Genomic DNA, 18142 nt, shown 5'->3' with positions numbered 1-18142 from the left:
CGTTCAGCACTTGCGAATCTTTTCGCGATGTTCACCGACGCACGCCGTTGCATTTCGCGTATCGATCACCAGGGGCGCGTGCCGAACGATCTCGTCGTAATCGAATGCTGTGTGGTCGGTCGCAATCAGCACGGCGTCCTGCGATGCCAGGAATTCGGGCGTCAGCGATTGGCTTTGCATCTCGGGCAGGTCGTAGTGTCGCATGGACGGCAGTGCGGGCACATGCGGGTCGCTGTAGGTCAGGTCGGCGCCCTGACGCAACAGCAATTCCATCAGTTCGAAAGAAGGACTCTCTCGCGGATCGTCGACGTCTTTCTTGTAGGCCACGCCCAGCAGGCAAATCTTGCTGCCGCGAATCGGCTTTTTGAACTCGTTCAAAAACGTGCCGGTTCGGGTGACGACGTAGTCGGGCATGGCACGATTGACTTCACCCGCCAGTTCGATGAATCGGGCGTTGCTGCCCTGTTTTCGAGCAAGCCATGACAGGTAGAACGGATCGATCGGAATGCAGTGGCCGCCCAGGCCGGGACCGGGATAGAACGCCTGGAACCCGAACGGTTTGGTTTTGGCAGCGTTGATCACCTCCCAGACATCGATGTCCATGTCGTCGAAGAGCACTTTCAGCTCATTGACCAAGGCGATGTTCACGGCCCGGTAGATGTTCTCGAGCACTTTGGCGGCTTCGGCCACTTCACAACTGCTGACCGGAACGACGCCGGCGACCGCGTTTTCATACAAGGCCGTGGCGCAGCGTTGGCTGTCTTCGTTGATAGCGCCGACGACCTTGGGGATGCCCGCGGCCGAGAAATCGGGATTGCCCGGGTCTTCCCGCTCGGGGCTGTAGGCGACGAAGAAATCGACGCCAGCTTGCAGGCCATTTTGTTCCAGAATGGGCACCATCACGTCCCGCGTGGTGGTCGGGTAGGTGGTGCTTTCCAGGACCACCAGTTGGCCGGGCCGGAGCTGTTTCGCGATGGCCTGGCAAGTGCCTTCGACGAACCGCAGGTCCGGGTCGCGGGCCGAATCCAGGGGCGTGGGAACGCAGATCAGCAAGACGTCGGGCTCGCTCAACCGAGCCATGTCGTCGGTCGCATCAAACAGGCCTTTGGACAGCCATGCGGCGATCTTCGTGTCGTCGATGTGTTTGATGTAGCTCTTGCCCTTCAAAAGTGTCTGGACTTTCGTCGGGTCCACGTCGAACCCGATGCAGGAAAACCCAGCACTGGTGAAAGCGTCGATCAGGGGCAGGCCGACGTAACCGAGCCCAATGACTCCGACCAGGCACTTGCGATCGGTGATGGAATCCAGAAGCGATTGACAGGCGTTCGAGGGCATTTGGGGCCTTTCCGGCAGCTGAGTCTGGGGCTCGCGCGGGAGCCGCGGACTGGTGGGGAAACGGAAACGGTTCACGGTCGGGGGGAGTGTAATCCGGCCCGCGCCGCTGGCAAGAGAACGGCAGCGGGCGTGCGTCAGTACCGCCGAACGCGGTGGATCAGAATCACTCCAATCGCCCCAAGCATTACATTCCCCAGCCAGACCCCGTAGGGCGGGATCGCACCGTCCTTGGCCTGGTCCAGCCCCAGCATGAACAGCGGATAGTACGTCAGCAGCGTGGGCAGAAAGCACAGTCCGAATGTCGTCCAGTAGTCACTGGTCCGCGCGATCATTGCCAGCGGGGCCCCAATCAAAACAAAAAAGAAACAGCTGAATCCCTCAGCCCAACGTCGCCACGGCTCGATCCGCAGCTTTGTCAGCCGGCGACGGCTTTCGATCAATTCTCGAACCCGGTGTTGCCCCGCCGATCCGGCGATGGATTCGGGCCGACTGGTCAACAGGGAAAATCCGGTGTGGGCCGCCAGTTGGCCGACGGCCGCGTGGGTGCGGGAATCCTGACGCAGTCGTTCGATCGCGATCAGCCGCAGCGGCAATTCCCGCGGCCGTCGTGACGCCTGATCGGGAGTCTTGATCGTTCTCGAAAGCGGGATCGAGACGGGGGTCTTGCCGGGAACGATTCCCTGGATGGAGCCGCCACGATCCCATTGGCTGTCGATCAATTCCAGCCGCAGCGCTTCGTTCTCGGTATCAAGTGTCAGCCGGCCTTCTCGAGCCCGCAACTTGATCGGTTCGCTGCCGCTGTGAACGGTGACCGTTGGATATTCCAATCGCTTCCCCTTCACATCGCGGACATGAATGGAAAAGCCGTCGTCTGTGTACGAATGCTGGCTCCGCATCTTGCGGTAGACGATGTCTTCGATCGACAACATCACGACGCGATTGACGCCCGGCTGCCCCCAGGAAACCGCCAGGTCGCTCATGAACACCGACACCGGGCTAAGCATGAAAGCAAAAACAATGGCCGGCTGCAGAATCTTCAGCGGTGAGATCCCGGAGGATTTCACGGTGGCGACTTCGCCGTCGGCCGCCATCCTCCCGTAGACGCATGAAACGGCGAACAGGGCGGTGGCCGGAAACGCAAACTGCAGGGCGATCGGCAGCACGTAGGGCAGCAGTTTCACGATTGCCACCGGCCCCAAGCCCTCGCGCAGCAGGGTTCTCCCCACGCCGATCAACAGGATCAGCATGGTCAGGGCCACCAAAGCGACCACGAAGATCTTCAGAATCTCCGTGAGGATGTATCGGGTAAGCCGGGTTGGCATCGGTGGGCGGCACTCGCAGGAGCGATCAGCCACGCGTCCTTGCATGGCGTCCGTCTGGCGTCATAGCAAAATCCGGCCAGGCTTTGGTAGGGCGTTTCCAGCCTCCGCGGGGTGGTGATGCTGGCGTATCGGTCGGGTGTTTGATCATTCCATGGGAGAATCTGCCTTGTCGGCCGGAGCACTCCGCAGCGAACGCTTGCGTTCATTGAAAAAGTGTCTCAGGGGCCAAGTTCGGCTCCCTGAGCCGTTCCAGAGGCAAATTGATGCCGATTGTTTGTCATCGAGCCAGTTGCCAGCCATACTGGAGCGGTGTGAGCGGATCCGCCCATCTTTTCCCTCGACTCTTCGGTTACCAGCGGTGCGTATAGGCCAGAAACTCTCGCTGTATGTCGTCATTGGCTTAGCGGTCGCGTGTTCTCGACCCGTGCAGGCGCAACCGCCCGGTGCGATGACAATTGGGCCCGATGGAAAACCGGTGCGGGTTGCCAGTCCCGGCGGAAAGCCCGCGCCCAGCGGGGATTCGAACAAAGAGGGGGATCCTGCAAAGAAGAAGGAAGGTGACGGAGACGAAGCGAAGAAGGAGTCCCCGGAACCCAAAGTCATCCGGCGCGGGGATCAGCCTGCCGGGAAGGCGGATCCGGACGAGTTGAAGGCGAGTGTCGGTGAGGACGGCAAGGTCGCCTTCCAGTTTCGTAACCAGCCCTGGGTCGATCTGATCCAATGGCTGGCCCAGATCGCCGATCAACCGTTGGACTGGCAAGAATTGCCGGCCGATCGCGTGAACCTGCGATCGCCGGGGCGGTACACCGTCGAGCAGACCAAGGACCTTTTCAACCGGCACCTGCTCGCGCGCGGGTACACGTTGCTGGAGATGCCCGGCGGGATCACGGTCGCCAAAACCGAAAACATCAATCCGGCAATGGTGCCGCGAGTCGATGTCGCCGAGTTATCGCGACTGATGCCGCACACCTTCGTCCGAACGTCATTGGACTTGGGGTGGCTCTCCAGCGAGAAGCTGGCCGAGGAACTCAAGCCGATGGTCAGCGAGAATGGTCGCTTGACGGCATTGACCACGACCAATCGGATCGAGGCCATGGACGAGGCCATCAACCTGACTCAGATTGCCGAGCTGTTGCAGCAGGAGCGTAATGAGTCCAGTCGTGATGCACTCGCACCGGAATTCAAGTTGCGCCACATCCCGGCCGAAACCGCGAAGAAGATGCTGGAGGAATTCTTGGGCGTCAAGAAACAATCGTCGGGACCGATGACGCCACAGCAGATGCAGATGATGCAGCAGATGCAACAGCGAAACAACGGCCAGCCTGCCCCGGCGCCGAAGGAGCCCGAGATTTCGATCGTCGCCAACACGCGTCAAAACTCGGTGTTGATCCGCGCGCCAGTCGATCGCATCGCGGTGGCAACCGAGTTCATCAATCGAATCGACGTCCCCGGCCAGTCCATCACGTCACTTTCCGATGTGCAATCCCGCGTGGAAGTGTTTCGTTTGTATTCGCTGGATCCGGAAAAGCTGATCGAAATCATCAGCGAAATGAATGTGCTGGAGCCTTCAACGCGGATCCGCACCGACGATGACAACCATGCCCTGATCGTTTCCGGATCGGCCGCGGATCGTTACATCATCGAAAGTTTGATCAAACGGCTGGACGGCAGCGGACGCCAATTTGAAGTGTTGCAGTTACGTCGTCTGGACGCGGGCGAGGTTGCCGAGTCGATCGCATTCCTGATGGGCACCGAAGAAAACGACGACAACGACCGCAACTCGCGGCGATACTCCTATTACTACGGATACGGACGCGGCGACGAGGACGACAAGAAAGACGACGACAAATTCCGGGTAGCGGCCAACGCTCGATTTCGCCAAGTGCTGCTTTGGGCGAATGAATCGGAGATGGAGCAGGTGCGCAATTTGTTGATCAAACTGGGCGAATTGCCGCCGCCCGGTGGAAGCACCCGCACCGTTCGCCGAATCGACGCCTCCGCGGCTCCGGAAACCTACCAATACCTGTTGCGTTTGAAACAGCAATGGGAACAGATTTCCAATTCGCCCCTGGAGTTGCCCGACTCCACCGAGTTCGTTGATCCGATCGCATTGGAAGGAGAGTTGGAGCAGGGCGCCGGAGCCGACGTGATGCAGGACGCCGAACCGGACTCCGATGAACCCGGCGACAACGATTCGGCCAAAGCCAGCCGAAGCGGCAGCACCAGCGATGCGTCCGACGTCGCTGCAACGGAGCAGGTGGCGATGCTCACGGCAACGCCCGTCGAACAGACTCCCGATCAACGCGAATCCGAAGAGGACGGTGCTGAGTCGGGCGGGCAAACCGATTCGCCGGTCCAGTCCGCCCGCGACTTTGACCGCTTGTTTGGATCTCAATCGGACTCCGCATCCGATCTGGATCGGCAAGCTTCCGACCGCGGCAGGGAATCGAACGATGCGAAACGATCCGATGGAAAATCGTCACCGATTCAGATCCAGCTGGATGAAGACGGCAACTTGCTGCTGCTTTCCGATGACACGCGTCTATTGGATCGGCTGGAAAACTTGATGCTGCAAGTCTCGCCGCCGAAACGCCCCTACCACGTGTTCAAAATCAAGCACCAGTCGGCCGGATACGTGCGTCTGAATCTGGTCGAGTACTTCGAGGAATCTGAAGAAGGCGATTCCGATTCGGACCGTTTCTATCGCTATCTGTTTTACGGAGATCGGCAGCAGGAGGATGAGGGGCCGGCCGGGTTAGGCAGGTCGAACGAGCTTCGGTTCGTACAAGATCCGGACACCAATACCATCGTGGTCAGCGGCGCAACGGCGTCCCAATTGCGAACGATCGCGGAGTTGATTCAATTGTGGGATGTCGCCGAACCGGTCAACAAACGCAGCATGCGATACACAAAGCTGGTGAACGTCGAGTTCGGGCGGGCCGAGAAAATTGCCGAGACCGTCAAGGAAGCTTATCGCGACCTGCTCAGCAGCAATGACAAGACGTTTAGTCAGGGACGCGGCGGCGGCGGAGGAGGAGGAGGCCCGCGAGGCGGAGGGCAGCCCGACGGTGGCCAGAACAAAGCCTCCGGTCGGGAACGTCAAGGGAGCGGTCTGGTCGACAGCGAAAACGGCCGCGACGGGGGGGATGTGGATTTCTCCTTCAAAGGCAAGTTGTCGCTGGGAGTCGACGAGGTTGGCAACACGCTGTTGGTCAGCGCCGAAGGGGAACCGTTGCTGGAACTGGTGGTGGAGATGATTCACAAGCTGGATATGGCGTCCAAACCGGCCGGTGACATGCAAATCATTTCACTCTCCGGACGCACCAGCGAAGATTCCATCGAACGAGTGCTCAAGGCATTCGGCGGTGGCACTCAAGTGCCTCCGGCGGTCGAAAAGCCCGGTCCACCACCGCAGGGCGAAGCGAAACCATAGTGGCGCCCGCCGCCGTGTGGAGATCGGTGCCAGAAATCACGTGGCGACGCTCGCCAAAGCGTTCCTTTCCGTCGTCGGGCGACGGCAGCTGAGGGGATTGAGGACGGATTAGCGCGGCGGTGCCCGGTTTGCACCCGCGGCCGTGGACGTGTCACTGCGGGACCGTCACGAGTGGGCCTTCCGGATCCTTCCGGGGGCTGAACGTCTGTCCGTTTGCTCGCTATGCTGATTCTGCGGCGGCACTTTGACTTTCCCACCTGCACGACGCTCGTAGCAAGATGCTTTCCTCGCTGACCGAACGACACGCGACCTTTGTGACCGAGCGATGGCGCGGTGTGCTGTTGGGTTGGCTGATCGTCACGTCTTTTTTGGTTGCGGTGGCGCCGCGTTGGAAAGACATCGCCTATGACGGTGATTTCGAGTACCTGCCGCCTGATATGAACACCGTCGCGGCGGCGCGGGTGCTGGACGAAGCGTTCCCCGGTGACCGGGCACGGAGTCAGATCGTCTTGATCCTGGCCCGGCGGGATCATCCGCTGGACGACAACGATCTGATCGTCGGCGACGATCTCCTTCGCCGGCTTCACCATCGACTTTCCGAAGTCTGCTGGCAACGGGCGATCGATTTGGGATACGACGGGGGCCCGATCGAACAGGCGCCGCCGGACGCCAAACCCTGGTTGGATCGCGCCGTCGAGGCGCTCGATCAATCGATCGCGGTGGACGAACGGTTCTACCAGGCGTTCGCCGATCACGTCCCGGATAAACCTCCGACGCTGACCGAACCACGTATGGCGATCGCCTATTTCGATCGGGCCAAACTGTTGGAACAGTTGGGGAATCACGAGCGAGAAGTTGGGGACGATTACCAGGACGCCTTGATCCTTGTTCCGGAAATCGAATCGATCGTGCCACCGATCGAACAACGCAACCTCTCGGCATGGAAGCCAATGTTGGACCTGTTGTCGTGGGATGACTCTGTGATCGGCGGCCGGTTGTCCAAACCCGGCGCCCGGTTGGCAGTGCTGCAACTCAGTAGCGAACTGGCCGCAACGTCGAACATCGACACGATCGAAGCGGTCCAGCGATTGCTCGCCGACGTCCGCGACTACAGCTCGGCACGGATTGAGTCGACGTCGGAGCAGAACGGATTGCAACTTGCGATGACCGGTTCGGCGGCGATCGGCGGGGAAACGTTGATCGCAGCCCGGGACGCGATTCGCTACACGGAGTTGATCACGGTCCTGATGATCCTGGTGATTCTGGCGTTGGTGTACCGGGCGCCTTTGTTGGTGGCGGTTCCCATGTTGTCGATCGGGATCGCGGTCGCGGTTTCCACGGCGTTGGTTGGGCTGTTGACCGATTGGTCGATCCGCGACGTGGTCCCCGGGCTGAATCTGCGAGTGTTCACGACCAGTCGCATCTTCATCGTTGTGATCTTGTTCGGGGCCGGCACCGATTACTGCCTGTTCTTGATCTCGCGATTGCGCGAGGAGGCTGCCGGAGCGGAATGGCCGCTGGCATGTAAGCGTGCCGTTTCGGGAGTGACCGGGGCATTGCTTGGCAGTGCGCTGACGACCATTTTCGGTTTGGCAATGTTGTGGTTTGCGCAGTTCGGTAAGTACCACTACACCGGACCCGTCGTCGCGATCTGTTTGTTCATCGGGCTGGCGGTTTGTTTGACGTTGACGCCGGCGTTGTTGCGAGCGCTGGGCCCGAAGGTCTTTTGGCCCGCCGTGGTCGCGCCGCGAGAAGCGGATCCGGCAGCATTGATTTCGTTTCCCACGCGTGTGGAGGGACATGGCGCGGCCGCGGGCGGCGGCATCTGGGACTGGATCGCGATCCGTCTGACACGCCGACCGGCGGCGACCTGCCTGACGGGATTGATCTTGCTGTTGATCCCGGGCATCTATGGATGGCGGAACGAGGATTCGACCACCTACGACATGAGCAGCCAGCTTGATACGCAAGCCGACAGCCGTCGTGGATTCAGGATTCTGGCGGAACACTTCAACATCGGTGAAATCAATCCGGTGACCGTGTTGTTGGTTCGCGCCGAAGGCGAGCCGCGTGAATCACTGAAAAAGCAAATCAAGACACTCTCGGATCATCTGTACGAACTTCCGGGGGTCGTCGCGGTGCGGACCTCCAATGATCCACTGGGAGATTTTCCGCCGGACCGTGAAATGAGCTTGCTGAGCACCGACGCCTGGCGTCGCCGCGCGTTGCAGCAGCACCGTGTCGCGCAGAATTACTTCTTCTCCAGCAATCCGGAATACCAAGACCGTTTGGTCCGCTTGGATTTGGTGGTCAAAGGAGATCCGTTCTCGTTGGACACCGCGGAACGAGTGTCAAACATTGGCAGAAACCTTGGCGATCTGTCGCGGACGCCGGAATCCGATTGGTATGAAGCCGACGTCTACCTTGCTGGCACGACGCCCTCGATCATTGATTTGCGCAGCGTGACTACGCAGGACAATCAACGGATCAAAACGGCGGTGGTGATCGCGGTTTTTCTGGTTCTGGTGGCGGTGATTCGACGTGTCGGACTTTGTCTGTATCTGATTCTGACCGTTTTGCTTAGCTACTATGCGACCTTGGGATTGACGATCCTGTTCTTCCAAGGCGTCTACGGTGACGAATACGTCGGGTTGGATTGGAAGCTGCCGTTGTTCCTCTTCGTGATCCTGGTTGCGGTGGGTCAAGATTACAACGTGTACCTGGTGACCCGGATCATCGAAGAGCAGCGACACCGCGGATGGCTGGCGGCCTTGCGTCATGCCGTCTCGCGTACCGGGGGAATCATCACCGCCTGCGGTTTGGTGATGGTGGCAACTTTTCTCAGCATGACCTCATCCGCTTGGATGCCCGGAATTTTGTCGCTGCTGGGATTTGAAAACCAGGCGACGACCGGCTTGCGGGGGATCATCGAATTGGGCTTTGCGATGGGCCTGGGCGTTTTGATCGACACCTTTTACGTCCGCACGATCCTGGTTCCCAGTTTTGTTGCCTTGATGGGTCGGCTGGGAGCCAGAGTCAAGCGTGCCGAATCGGAGGCAACGTAGAGCGGTCACGGATCGCCGCGGCGATCTTCTTCCGTCAAGTCGCCGGAGCCGTCAAATTCCAAGGGGACACAGGGACCGTCAACACGGACGTCTTGACGATCGGCCACGTCGTCCAGGTAGGCCTCGCTGCATCGGATTTCGGCAAGGTCCAACGTGTTGCGGATCCACAACCAGCGGCACTGTTGACTCTCCAGGTGACTTTGCCGACGCACCGCCTCCAAGACTTCGCGGTCGGAATCAAAGTAGACCGGCATGGCGGCGGCGGTCGCGTGCCCGGCGGTCACGCAGTTGATTCGAGTCTTGATGCGGTCAATGCCATCGGCAACGCGACGGTGGGTGTATTCGGCGATCCCGATCCCACTGGCATTCCCGGCGGTGGCCGGTGTCAATCCGCGGACGTAGATCTCGTCGATCTTTGGCCATTCATCGGATGCCGCCAGTTTGTCATTGGATTTACGCCCGATCACGTTGCTGTCCATCCCGGTGCCGCTGATCTCTTTGCCGATCTCATCAACGATCAGCAGTTCGGCTCGGTCAAACGGAAGCCGTGGCATCCACTGCGTCGCTTGACGCAGCAATCGCTGGTCAGCATGCAGGAAGTCGTCGGCGGCGACGACCTCGATGTGTCCAATCTGTTCGCAAGCGTTTTCAACGATGGCGACGCCCAGACGCAGTGGCAACGTCGCTTTGAGTTTTCCGACGATGTCGCCTGCGATCTGGTCCAGCCGATAGTCGAACGCCTTGAATCCCTGGTGGAACGCGACCGCACCGTCGTGGTTTCCTAATCCGATCATCAGCATCTTGCACAGCCCGCTCTGGATCGATCCGGTCAGACGGGTATGGGGTTTGACTCGATTGATCAGCACGAGGTGGTCGGCCGATGCGGCCCAACGGTCGCTTTGAAGGGCGATCCCATCGGAGGTGGTTCCGGCGGAGACGGTTTCCATCGTGGCGCGGATCGGACATCCGATCGATTCCGGGGTGATCCCCAATGATCGCAGCACGCCGATCTGTCCTTCGGCCGTGGCACCGCCATGGCTGCCCATTGCGGGGACCACAAACGGCACGGCCCCCAGACGATGGAACCAGGCAACAACCGCGCGGGTGACGTCGGCAATCTGATGGATTCCACGACTGCCGACCCCGATCGCCACGGTCTCTCCCCGGCAGATCGAAGCCGCCGCCGCGCTAGCTTGCAGTTGTTCCGTCGTCACGGCTGCCGGATCACCGAGGGACTGCGTGGCGAACGATTGATGCAGGCGGAAAAAACGAGGAAACTCGACGGCGATTCCGCTCATGGACTCGGACTCACTCAACGCGTAGCTGCAGGGAATTCAGGTTCCAGTCGGGGCGTCGACGCCGCGCCGTTGCCAATCCGTCGGCCGTGATCGAAGTTCGCTGCAAATCAATCGACTCGATCGCTCGCATCATCAGAAGTGTCGGCAGGCATCGATCGGTCAGCCCGGAACCGGTCATCCAAAGCGTGTTCAGACGCTGGCAGTCGTCGATGGCGTCGACAACCGGATCTCCGCACGCCGTCCAGCTCAAATCCAATTCCGTCAAGTTGTCCGCCTGTTCCAACCAAGTTGCAAGCGCATTGTCCACGGCCGTCGCTTCCAGGGAAAGCTGTTCCAAGTGATCCGGCGAAGGGCAAAGCCTGGCAACCGATCTCGAATCGACGGGGATGCGCGACAGGTCCAACCACCGAAGCTCGCTTGACGGGGCGATCGTGTCAATTGCGGTCGGACTGAGATTGCATCCCGCCAAGCAGAGTTCTTTTATTTCACGGCGCGCCGGATGGTCGATCAGTGTGCGATCGTCGACGGCAAGAAATCGTCGCAGCGATTGTTCCGGTTCTGTTGGCCGGCGGATCCCGGGTACGTCCAGATCGATCTGGTACAGTTCTGCGAGTTGCTCATAGATCCAGCGGCGGCTGCCGAGGTCAGGGCCATCAAACAGGTGATGCGTTTGAGCGATCGCGTGAGCGTACCAGCGTGCCAGATCACTTCGCGATTGAACCTCGGCTCGGCCCGCCGACGATAACTCCGAAAACGCCATCAAATCGTTGCCCGACAGGATTCGATAGCGAGCATATTGCAACCGGGGGCTGTCCCAGCCGCCGAGGGAGGCAACACCGTCAGCGACTTGCATCGATTCGAAGTATCCCGCAATTCCTTCGATCAGCCAGAAGCCGCTCGCTTCGCCTGGAATCTGGTCCCCCAAACGGGAACGTGAGGCTTCCCGAAACAATTGATGCGCCAATTCGTGCCGCCGCGTCGCAACGGCGTCGCCCGCATCGGATGGATAGAAAAAGGAGGTCCGACGTTCGTCGCTGTACATCCCCGTGGATTGTTCGATGCCGGGGGTCGTACGTCCTAAAGAGCGTGCGTATTCGTTGGCATCGCGAAACAACACGATTCGCAGGCGTTGTCGCGTCTTCAACCGCAAACTGCTGTCCGCGAGCACCGATTCGATGGTCTGGGTCGGATCGATCGGCTTGAGATGCGTTGCGACTTCGGGCTGGGCGTCCCAAAGGGGAAAGAATACCTGCGTCCAAATCCAGTACACCTGCTCCAGGTCCGCTGCCACGTCGCGGCTGGACTGCTCGTCCGCCCGACTGTAGATCGTCAGATGGGGCGTCTCCAATTCCAGATACGATCCTGCTCGCCATCCCATCCAGCGCGGGGCGCTGCGGCCACGCTTTACGTGGATGACGACGTTCTGATCTGCCGCCTTGCCAATTGGCAGCCCCAAGTACCGCCGCAACGCTGGTGAGTCTGGCTTTTGCGACAACTCTTCCCACAGCCGCTGGTATTGTCGCCAACCATCGACCTCCCAGGCGTCGATCGAACGCGATGCGTCCGGACGGCAAACGCGTCGGGACGCATCGGAGTTTTCCGCGACGATTCTTTGGCGGTCGGGAAGCGATGCCACCGGGATGAACGCCGTGGTGCGCTCCGGCATCGACTCGGTTGATTCGCTAAGCGGGGCCGGTTGGGCACTGGCAGGACCGACAATTAGCAACGGCAACCAGGCGACTGGCAGGAGGAGTGTCACCAGAATCTGCGCCGGCCGGATTGTGACACGCGGTCGCATGGAATCACTCAAAAGGGGCCCGAAGCGGTGGAGTCAAACGATCGGAGGAAGCTTTCCGACTCCGCCGTCCGTTGGCCAGAACCGTCCGGGTCAGCATTCGCGGCCAGCATTCGCGGCCAGCATTCGCGGTCTGGGATCGCTGCAATCCGGATCATTCTGGGCCACGGGGGCTGGCAAGTCGTCACGAACCGCCAGCGTCGGACGCAACCGCGTTGCGGGCCTCCAACGATATCCGTTCGTCCCGGCTGGGTCAGTAAGCTCTCAGTCAGTTTACCTTACTGAGAGCTTACTCCGGGACGAACGAATCGTTGGGTGCAAAGACCGTCAGGTCGCGGGCGGATGAACGTCGCCACGCCGGCGAGCTGCGGTGGCGATGTCACCACCGCCGGGCGAGGCACGCAGGCTGGGGAGCGGCATGTCATCCGGGATCGTTACCGCCGCGAATCGGCCGTGCGGGTGGCGAGTTGGAAATGCCCGTACAGGGTTTGTTCGCGTCGAACGATGTAGAACTTTGCGCGGGCATTCTGTTGCATTTCGGGATGGTCCAGGATGCCTGCCAAGTCATCGATGGTGGCGGTCTGCCAACCGTGGATGCCCAGCAGGACATCGCCGACTTGGATCCCCTGTTCGGCGGCAGCCGAACCGGAGCGGACCGCCGTGATGTACAAGCCACCGCGGTACTTCGTTCGCATCCGGGAGTTCAAGCGGTTCATGGCCGACGATCCGACCGGTCGGGCTCGGATGCCGATCACGGCCCAGGCCGCGTCGTTGGCGTCTTGGTCCGGCGTGGTCGGTGCGGCGGTGGTGGCCAACGCCAGCTCGAACTGTTCCCCGCCACGTTGAACCGCCATCGGGAGTTGCGTTCCCGGCTCGGCTTTCAACAGGGCCAGAGCGTAGTCCAAGCGATCGTCTACAGGCTGCGAACCAACGCGGACGACGCGGTCACCCGGCTTCAATCCCTCCTTTTCGGCTGGACTGCTAGCGGAGACATGTGTGATGGTCACGCCATCACCGTCGCGCGGACCGCCTTTGGTTCGCAACCCGGTGTCCAAGCGGTTGGCATTGTGGTCCTCGATCATCGTGGTGACGATTCCAACCACCTGATCGATCGGGATCGCAAAAGCGATCTGCTGGGCCCCGACGCGAACGGCGACGTTCACACCAATGATCTCGCCGTCGATGTTCAACAGGGGCCCACCGGAGTTGCCCGGATTGATCCCGGCACTGATCTGGATCAGATCTTCGTAATCTTGTGTCTCGTTGACCGGGACGTCGCGATGCAACGCACTGATGATGCCTTGCGTGCAGGTGTGCACATAGCCGTAGGCGTTCCCGATCGCGATCACACTTTCGCCAACCATCAGGTCGCTGCTGGTTCCCCGGGGGATGGTCGGCAGATCTTCTTGCACGTCGACCTTCACCAAAGCCAGGTCATTGCGGGGGCGAGCCGCAATCAGCTCGGCCGATGTGACGGTGCCGTCGTGCAAGGTGACGCGAATGTTGTCGACGTCTTCGACCACGTGGTAGTTGGTGATCACGTAGCCACGCGGATCGATGATCACGCCGGTGCCCATGCCGTTGACTTGACGGAACCCACCCGGGTCGGTTGCCCCGGCCAGGCCCGCGGCGGTTTGGCGAATGGTTTTCTGACCGTGCAGATTCACAACTGATGGGCTGGCACGCTGGACGGCACGCACGGTCGGCGTGACCCGGTTGGATGCGGCGACGTGTCGCGACGAGACGGCGGGATCAAACGATGCCAATTCGGGGTGTTGACCTTGGGCCGGCGTCCAAGACGACGCGGAGACCATCGACAATGTCAAACCGAACCCGGCCAGTCGACGCACCCACCGGCGGGTCTGCCGAAGGGGGCGATTGTTGGACGGGGATAGTTGGCTCGGTGGTCGCATAGGTCCCCGTACCCGGTTTCAGAACTGGTTGCGTGAATCGTCGGCGGAAATTGCGGGATTCCGCTGACCGCCCGAGCCGGCAAGCTCGGCATGAGAGAGTGAATCGGAAAAAACATCACGATCCCTTGATGGCTTGAACCCCATGCCGCAAGGTTTACCAGTCTTAACAATTGCCCCCGCAAGTGGCGGGAACTTGCAAGTTTGCGGCGGATTGCTGTTAAGTCTGACTGTCCAGGAACGCGGGTGGATTCATGGCACTGGTGGCAGTGAACACATGACCCTGCTGTCCGGAAGAATTCAGCGGAAAAAGGGATGTTTTGGCGGCCGTCCGCCCAAGAATGGCGGTTTCATTTCGAACGCTTCTCAGGCAGATCCCTGCAACAAACTGCCCGACCTCTTTGGCCGGGAACGTTTGCCATTCGAATCGGCCGATCCCTGGTGGCCAGTTAGAATAGAAATCTGCGGTGGGAGATCCCGAGCCTCTGTCGTGAATCTCCGATCGCTTTCAACGTAACTTTCAGGTGAACCGGCTTTGTCGTTTCCAATGTCCGACAGCACGACCGACTCACGCCACGCGTCCAGCGACTCCCATTCCCGCGGCGAAATCCACGGTGACTCGCTGGCGGTTTCGCTCCTGGAAGGGGACCCCGGCTTGGGTCCGGACACCCGCAATGCGGCGGACGCAGAGCTGCAGCCAGGTGAATCGCCGCAGCTTAACGAATCTCAGCCAAAACCTGATTCCGGACGCGACGAGGAAGTGGGCTGGATACGTCGTGCCTGCCGCCTGGTGGGTGGCGTGCTGACGGGGCTGTTCAGCATTGCATCGTTGGTTGTGCTGCTGGCCGTGCTGGCGGCGATTCCGATCGTCCAATTGATCACGTTCGGATACTTGCTGGACGCTTCGGGACGCTTGGCGTCGGGCGGAAAACTGCGAGAGTCGTTGCCACACGTGCGGGCCGCCGGGACCATCGGGTTGGTGATCGCGGCGATGCTGTTGGCGTCGCTTCCGGTCGGCCTGCTGACGCATTGGGAGTCGGTCGCGGAGTTGATTTCCCCGGGCTCGTCGCAGGCGGGCATGCTGAGAATCGCCGCGATTGCGGCGGCTGTCTCGGGGCTCGTTTACGTGCTGTGGGCGATGGCGCGGGGGGGATCGCTGTGGGCGTTTTTGTGGCCCCAACCGCTGCGGTTTTTGCGTCAGGGCTGGCGACCGAGCACCTACCGTGAGCTTCCAGATCGTCTGTGGCGGTTCACGGGTTCGCTGGAACTTTGGCGTTTCTTTTCCTTGGGGCTGCGGGGCGCGCTGGGAACCTTGGTTTGGCTGATCCCCGCGATGCTAATCATCGCTGCCAACCGCAATGGCGAAACCGGTTTGGCCGGTCTGGTCGGTGGATTGGCGTTGATCATGCTCGGGATCGTTTTGCTCTATCTGCCAATGCTTCAAGTGCACTTTGCCGCTGAGAATCGGTTGGCGGCCTTGTTCCAGGTGGGGCGGATTCGCCGGCTGTTTTGCTATGCGCCCTGGTCCTGGTTGGCGGCGATGGTTTGCGGATTGGTGCTGTTACCGATTCCGCTGTACCTGTTGAAAATTGAAGCGACGCCTCAGGAAGTCGTTTGGCTCCCGACCCTGGTGTTCGTCTCTTTTATCTTGCCGGCACGACTGGCCGAAGGGTTGGCGATGCGTCGCGCCCGTCGCATCGCGTTGGACTATGGCGATGGGCGAATGAAGCCGGGCGGATTCATGCGGGTGGTCTCTCGCTGGGCGGTCCGCATCCTGATGCCAGGGGTGGTGGCGGTCTACCTGCTGTTTCTGACGCTCTCCCAGTACACCAGTTGGGATGGCTTGCAGACCTGGGTCCAACAGCACGCGGTGTTGATGCCCATTCCGTTTTTGAATGGCGTCTAACGGCACAGCGCCAAATTCAATCCAAAAATACCGTGAATTGCCGTGCAATGGTCGGCAAGACGCTAGCCGCCCGTCGATGCGAGAAACCCCGCGGCTGGCGCCACGCGACTCACGCAAGGTGGCGCTGTCCAGCTGACGCTTGGGGCAAAGCGGAATCGGCTTCTGTGCGGCAGCGTCACGACGGGACGCGTTCGCGATCCAAGGCTGCTGGGTTCGGTCCATCGAGTGACCGGGCGGACTTCCTGATCGGGAAAGACATCCTGTCACGACGGTCAAAACGGATAGAATGAACCCTGATCACTGGTCGCCGTCGGGCGTTCCGGTCAATGCTGGCCTTTCCTATTGAAGTCTTCCGTCGATGCTTCCGCGCAATTTCAACATCATCATGCTCGCTGCGGCACTCAGCGTGCTGTGCCACGTCACGTATCGCAACACGCGTACGGCGAGCATCTTGGGTGAAGCGATCGAACTGATTGAGCAGAACTACGTCGATCCGGTCGACCAGCAGGCGTTGGTATCCGCGGCAATGAAAGGCGTGGTCAGTCAATTGGACCAGCACAGCAGCTACTTTGCCGTCGACGACTACGAGTCCTTCCGCGATAGCATCAATCAAGAGTTCGCGGGAATCGGAATCTACGTCGAGCAGCCGGTTGAATCGGCACCGGTTCGAGTGATCACCCCGTTGGTGGGATCGCCGGCGCTGCAGGCCGGAGTGCTTCCCGGGGACGAAATCTTGCGGGTCAATGGCGAAGATGTTTCGTCGATGGCATTGACCGATGTCAGTGACCGCCTGAAGGGGCCGCCAGGGACGCAGGTCAAACTGCGGGTCCGGAGAGCGGAATCGGAAGTGGCGTTGTCGGTCGAGCGGGCGACGATCGAGCTGGAATCGGTGATCGGGGACCACCGGGACAAAGACAATCGTTGGGTGTATCGGCTGAAGAGTCAGCCGTCGGTGGCGTACGTGCGGCTGAAAAGTTTTGGCGAGAAGACCGTGCGCGAGTTGGAAGAGATTCTGGCTGAGCTGAACAACGATTTCGACGCCCTGGTGTTGGACCTGCGAGGCAACGGCGGCGGTTTGCTGTACGCCGCCTGTGACGTGTGCGATATGTTTCTTTCTGGCGGTCCGATCGTGTCGACGCGGACACGGGGCGGGATCATTGACGAGTCCTATTCTGCCACGCCGGGAACGCTGGTCCGCGAGGACATCCCGGTGGCCGTGCTGATCGATGAGAACAGTGCCAGCGCCAGCGAAATCGTTGCGGCCTGTCTTCAGGACAACCAGCGAGCATTGATCGTTGGCACCCGCAGTTATGGCAAGGGGACCGTGCAGGAGGTGATGCCCCTGCAGTATGGACGAAGCGCTTTGCGTCTGACGGTCGCCAAGTACTACCGTCCAAACAATCACAACATTCATCGGGACCCCGATGACGACGAAACCGACGAATGGGGCGTGGTGCCCAATCCGGGGTATGTGATCCCGATGGACGGATCTTCGTTGATGAAGTTGAGTCTGATGTGGCGGGCGGCATCCTTTCCGCTGTTGGCCGGCGTGAACCCGCCAGCCCCGGAAGATCTGGTTCCCGTGATGCCGAATCCCGATTCAGAGAACACCGAAGGTGCGGGCAACGAGTTTTCCGGCGGGGGTGCGGTCGAGGATGCCTCACCACCGACAAAACCGGTCGAGCTTTCCGCAGAAGCTCGCCGGAATGTCCAGCGGGGTCCGGAAGCGTTGTCCATTGATCCCCCGTTGCGGGCCGCAGTGGGCTATTTGTTGCGTCGCGGCGAAAGCGGGGCTGCGAATTCCGCATCAGAATCGGCTGAGGGGCCGGGCGATTCGCAGCCGCAGGACACCGAACCCCGCAAGTCGGCGGCTTGAAGCCTTCGGCGACCGATCGGTCGCTGCCGGGACGCCCCAGCTTGCCGGCGGGAACGCGATTTCCCGCCCGGCCCCGTGAATCTGTTTGCCGGACCTGTCCGGCATAACTATCCTCTAATGGAGAGTATTTTGCCGAATTTCTGGTTCGGCCACCCGCACCGTTACCGACACGGCCGACGAGTTCAGCAGCAACTCGTCTGAC

At 60.5% G+C, this 18142-nt stretch carries 9 protein-coding genes; 4 read left to right on the top strand and 5 right to left on the bottom strand.

The genetic code is table 11. The features are described 5' to 3' along the window. Nucleotides 1–3: 3 nt before the first annotated feature. Both FYK55_RS07930 and FYK55_RS07925 read right to left on the bottom strand, forming a co-directional pair. Nucleotides 4–1335, bottom strand: a complete 1332-nt coding sequence (locus FYK55_RS07930; protein WP_150075826.1) for a nucleotide sugar dehydrogenase — start codon at nt 1333–1335, stop codon at nt 4–6. A 134-nt stretch (nt 1336–1469) separates the two neighbouring features. After that, nucleotides 1470–2657, bottom strand: a complete 1188-nt coding sequence (locus FYK55_RS07925) for an LptF/LptG family permease (RefSeq protein ID WP_150075825.1) — start codon at nt 2655–2657, stop codon at nt 1470–1472. Nucleotides 2658–3105: 448 nt separating this feature from the next. Between FYK55_RS07925 and FYK55_RS07920 the strand changes: the two genes are divergently transcribed. Beyond that, nucleotides 3106–6090 (top strand): secretin N-terminal domain-containing protein, encoded by a 2985-nt coding sequence (locus FYK55_RS07920; protein ID WP_150075824.1) that lies wholly within the window; start codon nt 3106–3108, stop codon nt 6088–6090. A gap of 278 nt (nt 6091–6368) precedes the next feature. Further along, nucleotides 6369–9155 (top strand): MMPL family transporter, encoded by a 2787-nt coding sequence (locus tag FYK55_RS07915; protein WP_150075823.1) that lies wholly within the window; start codon nt 6369–6371, stop codon nt 9153–9155. 5 nt (nt 9156–9160) lie between these two features. Here FYK55_RS07915 and FYK55_RS07910 read toward each other — a convergent pair whose 3' ends face one another. From FYK55_RS07910 to FYK55_RS07900, 3 genes are all read right to left on the bottom strand, one after another. Continuing rightward, on the bottom strand, nt 9161–10453 hold the full coding sequence (locus FYK55_RS07910) for a [Fe-S]-binding protein (protein ID WP_150075822.1): 1293 nt from the start codon (nt 10451–10453) through the stop codon (nt 9161–9163). A 10-nt stretch (nt 10454–10463) separates the two neighbouring features. After that, nucleotides 10464–12251, bottom strand: a complete 1788-nt coding sequence (locus tag FYK55_RS07905) for a hypothetical protein (protein ID WP_150075821.1) — start codon at nt 12249–12251, stop codon at nt 10464–10466. Between the two features lie 431 nt (nt 12252–12682). Beyond that, a complete protein-coding gene (locus FYK55_RS07900; RefSeq protein ID WP_235908505.1) occupies nt 12683–14161 on the bottom strand; it encodes a trypsin-like peptidase domain-containing protein in 1479 nt (492 codons plus the stop codon). A gap of 544 nt (nt 14162–14705) precedes the next feature. Between FYK55_RS07900 and FYK55_RS07895 the strand changes: the two genes are divergently transcribed. Together FYK55_RS07895 and FYK55_RS07890 are read left to right on the top strand one after the other, a co-directional pair. Then, complete coding sequence (locus FYK55_RS07895) at nt 14706–16064, top strand: DUF4013 domain-containing protein (protein ID WP_150075820.1); 1359 nt, start codon at nt 14706–14708, stop codon at nt 16062–16064. Between the two features lie 358 nt (nt 16065–16422). Then, a complete protein-coding gene (locus tag FYK55_RS07890; protein ID WP_150075819.1) occupies nt 16423–17940 on the top strand; it encodes a S41 family peptidase in 1518 nt (505 codons plus the stop codon). Nucleotides 17941–18142: the final 202 nt, after the last annotated feature.

Origin of the sequence: Roseiconus nitratireducens, assembly GCF_008629675.1 — a bacterium.
Classification (GTDB): domain Bacteria; phylum Planctomycetota; class Planctomycetia; order Pirellulales; family Pirellulaceae; genus Stieleria; species Stieleria nitratireducens.
This window is presented reverse-complemented; position numbering and strand designations above follow the sequence as displayed.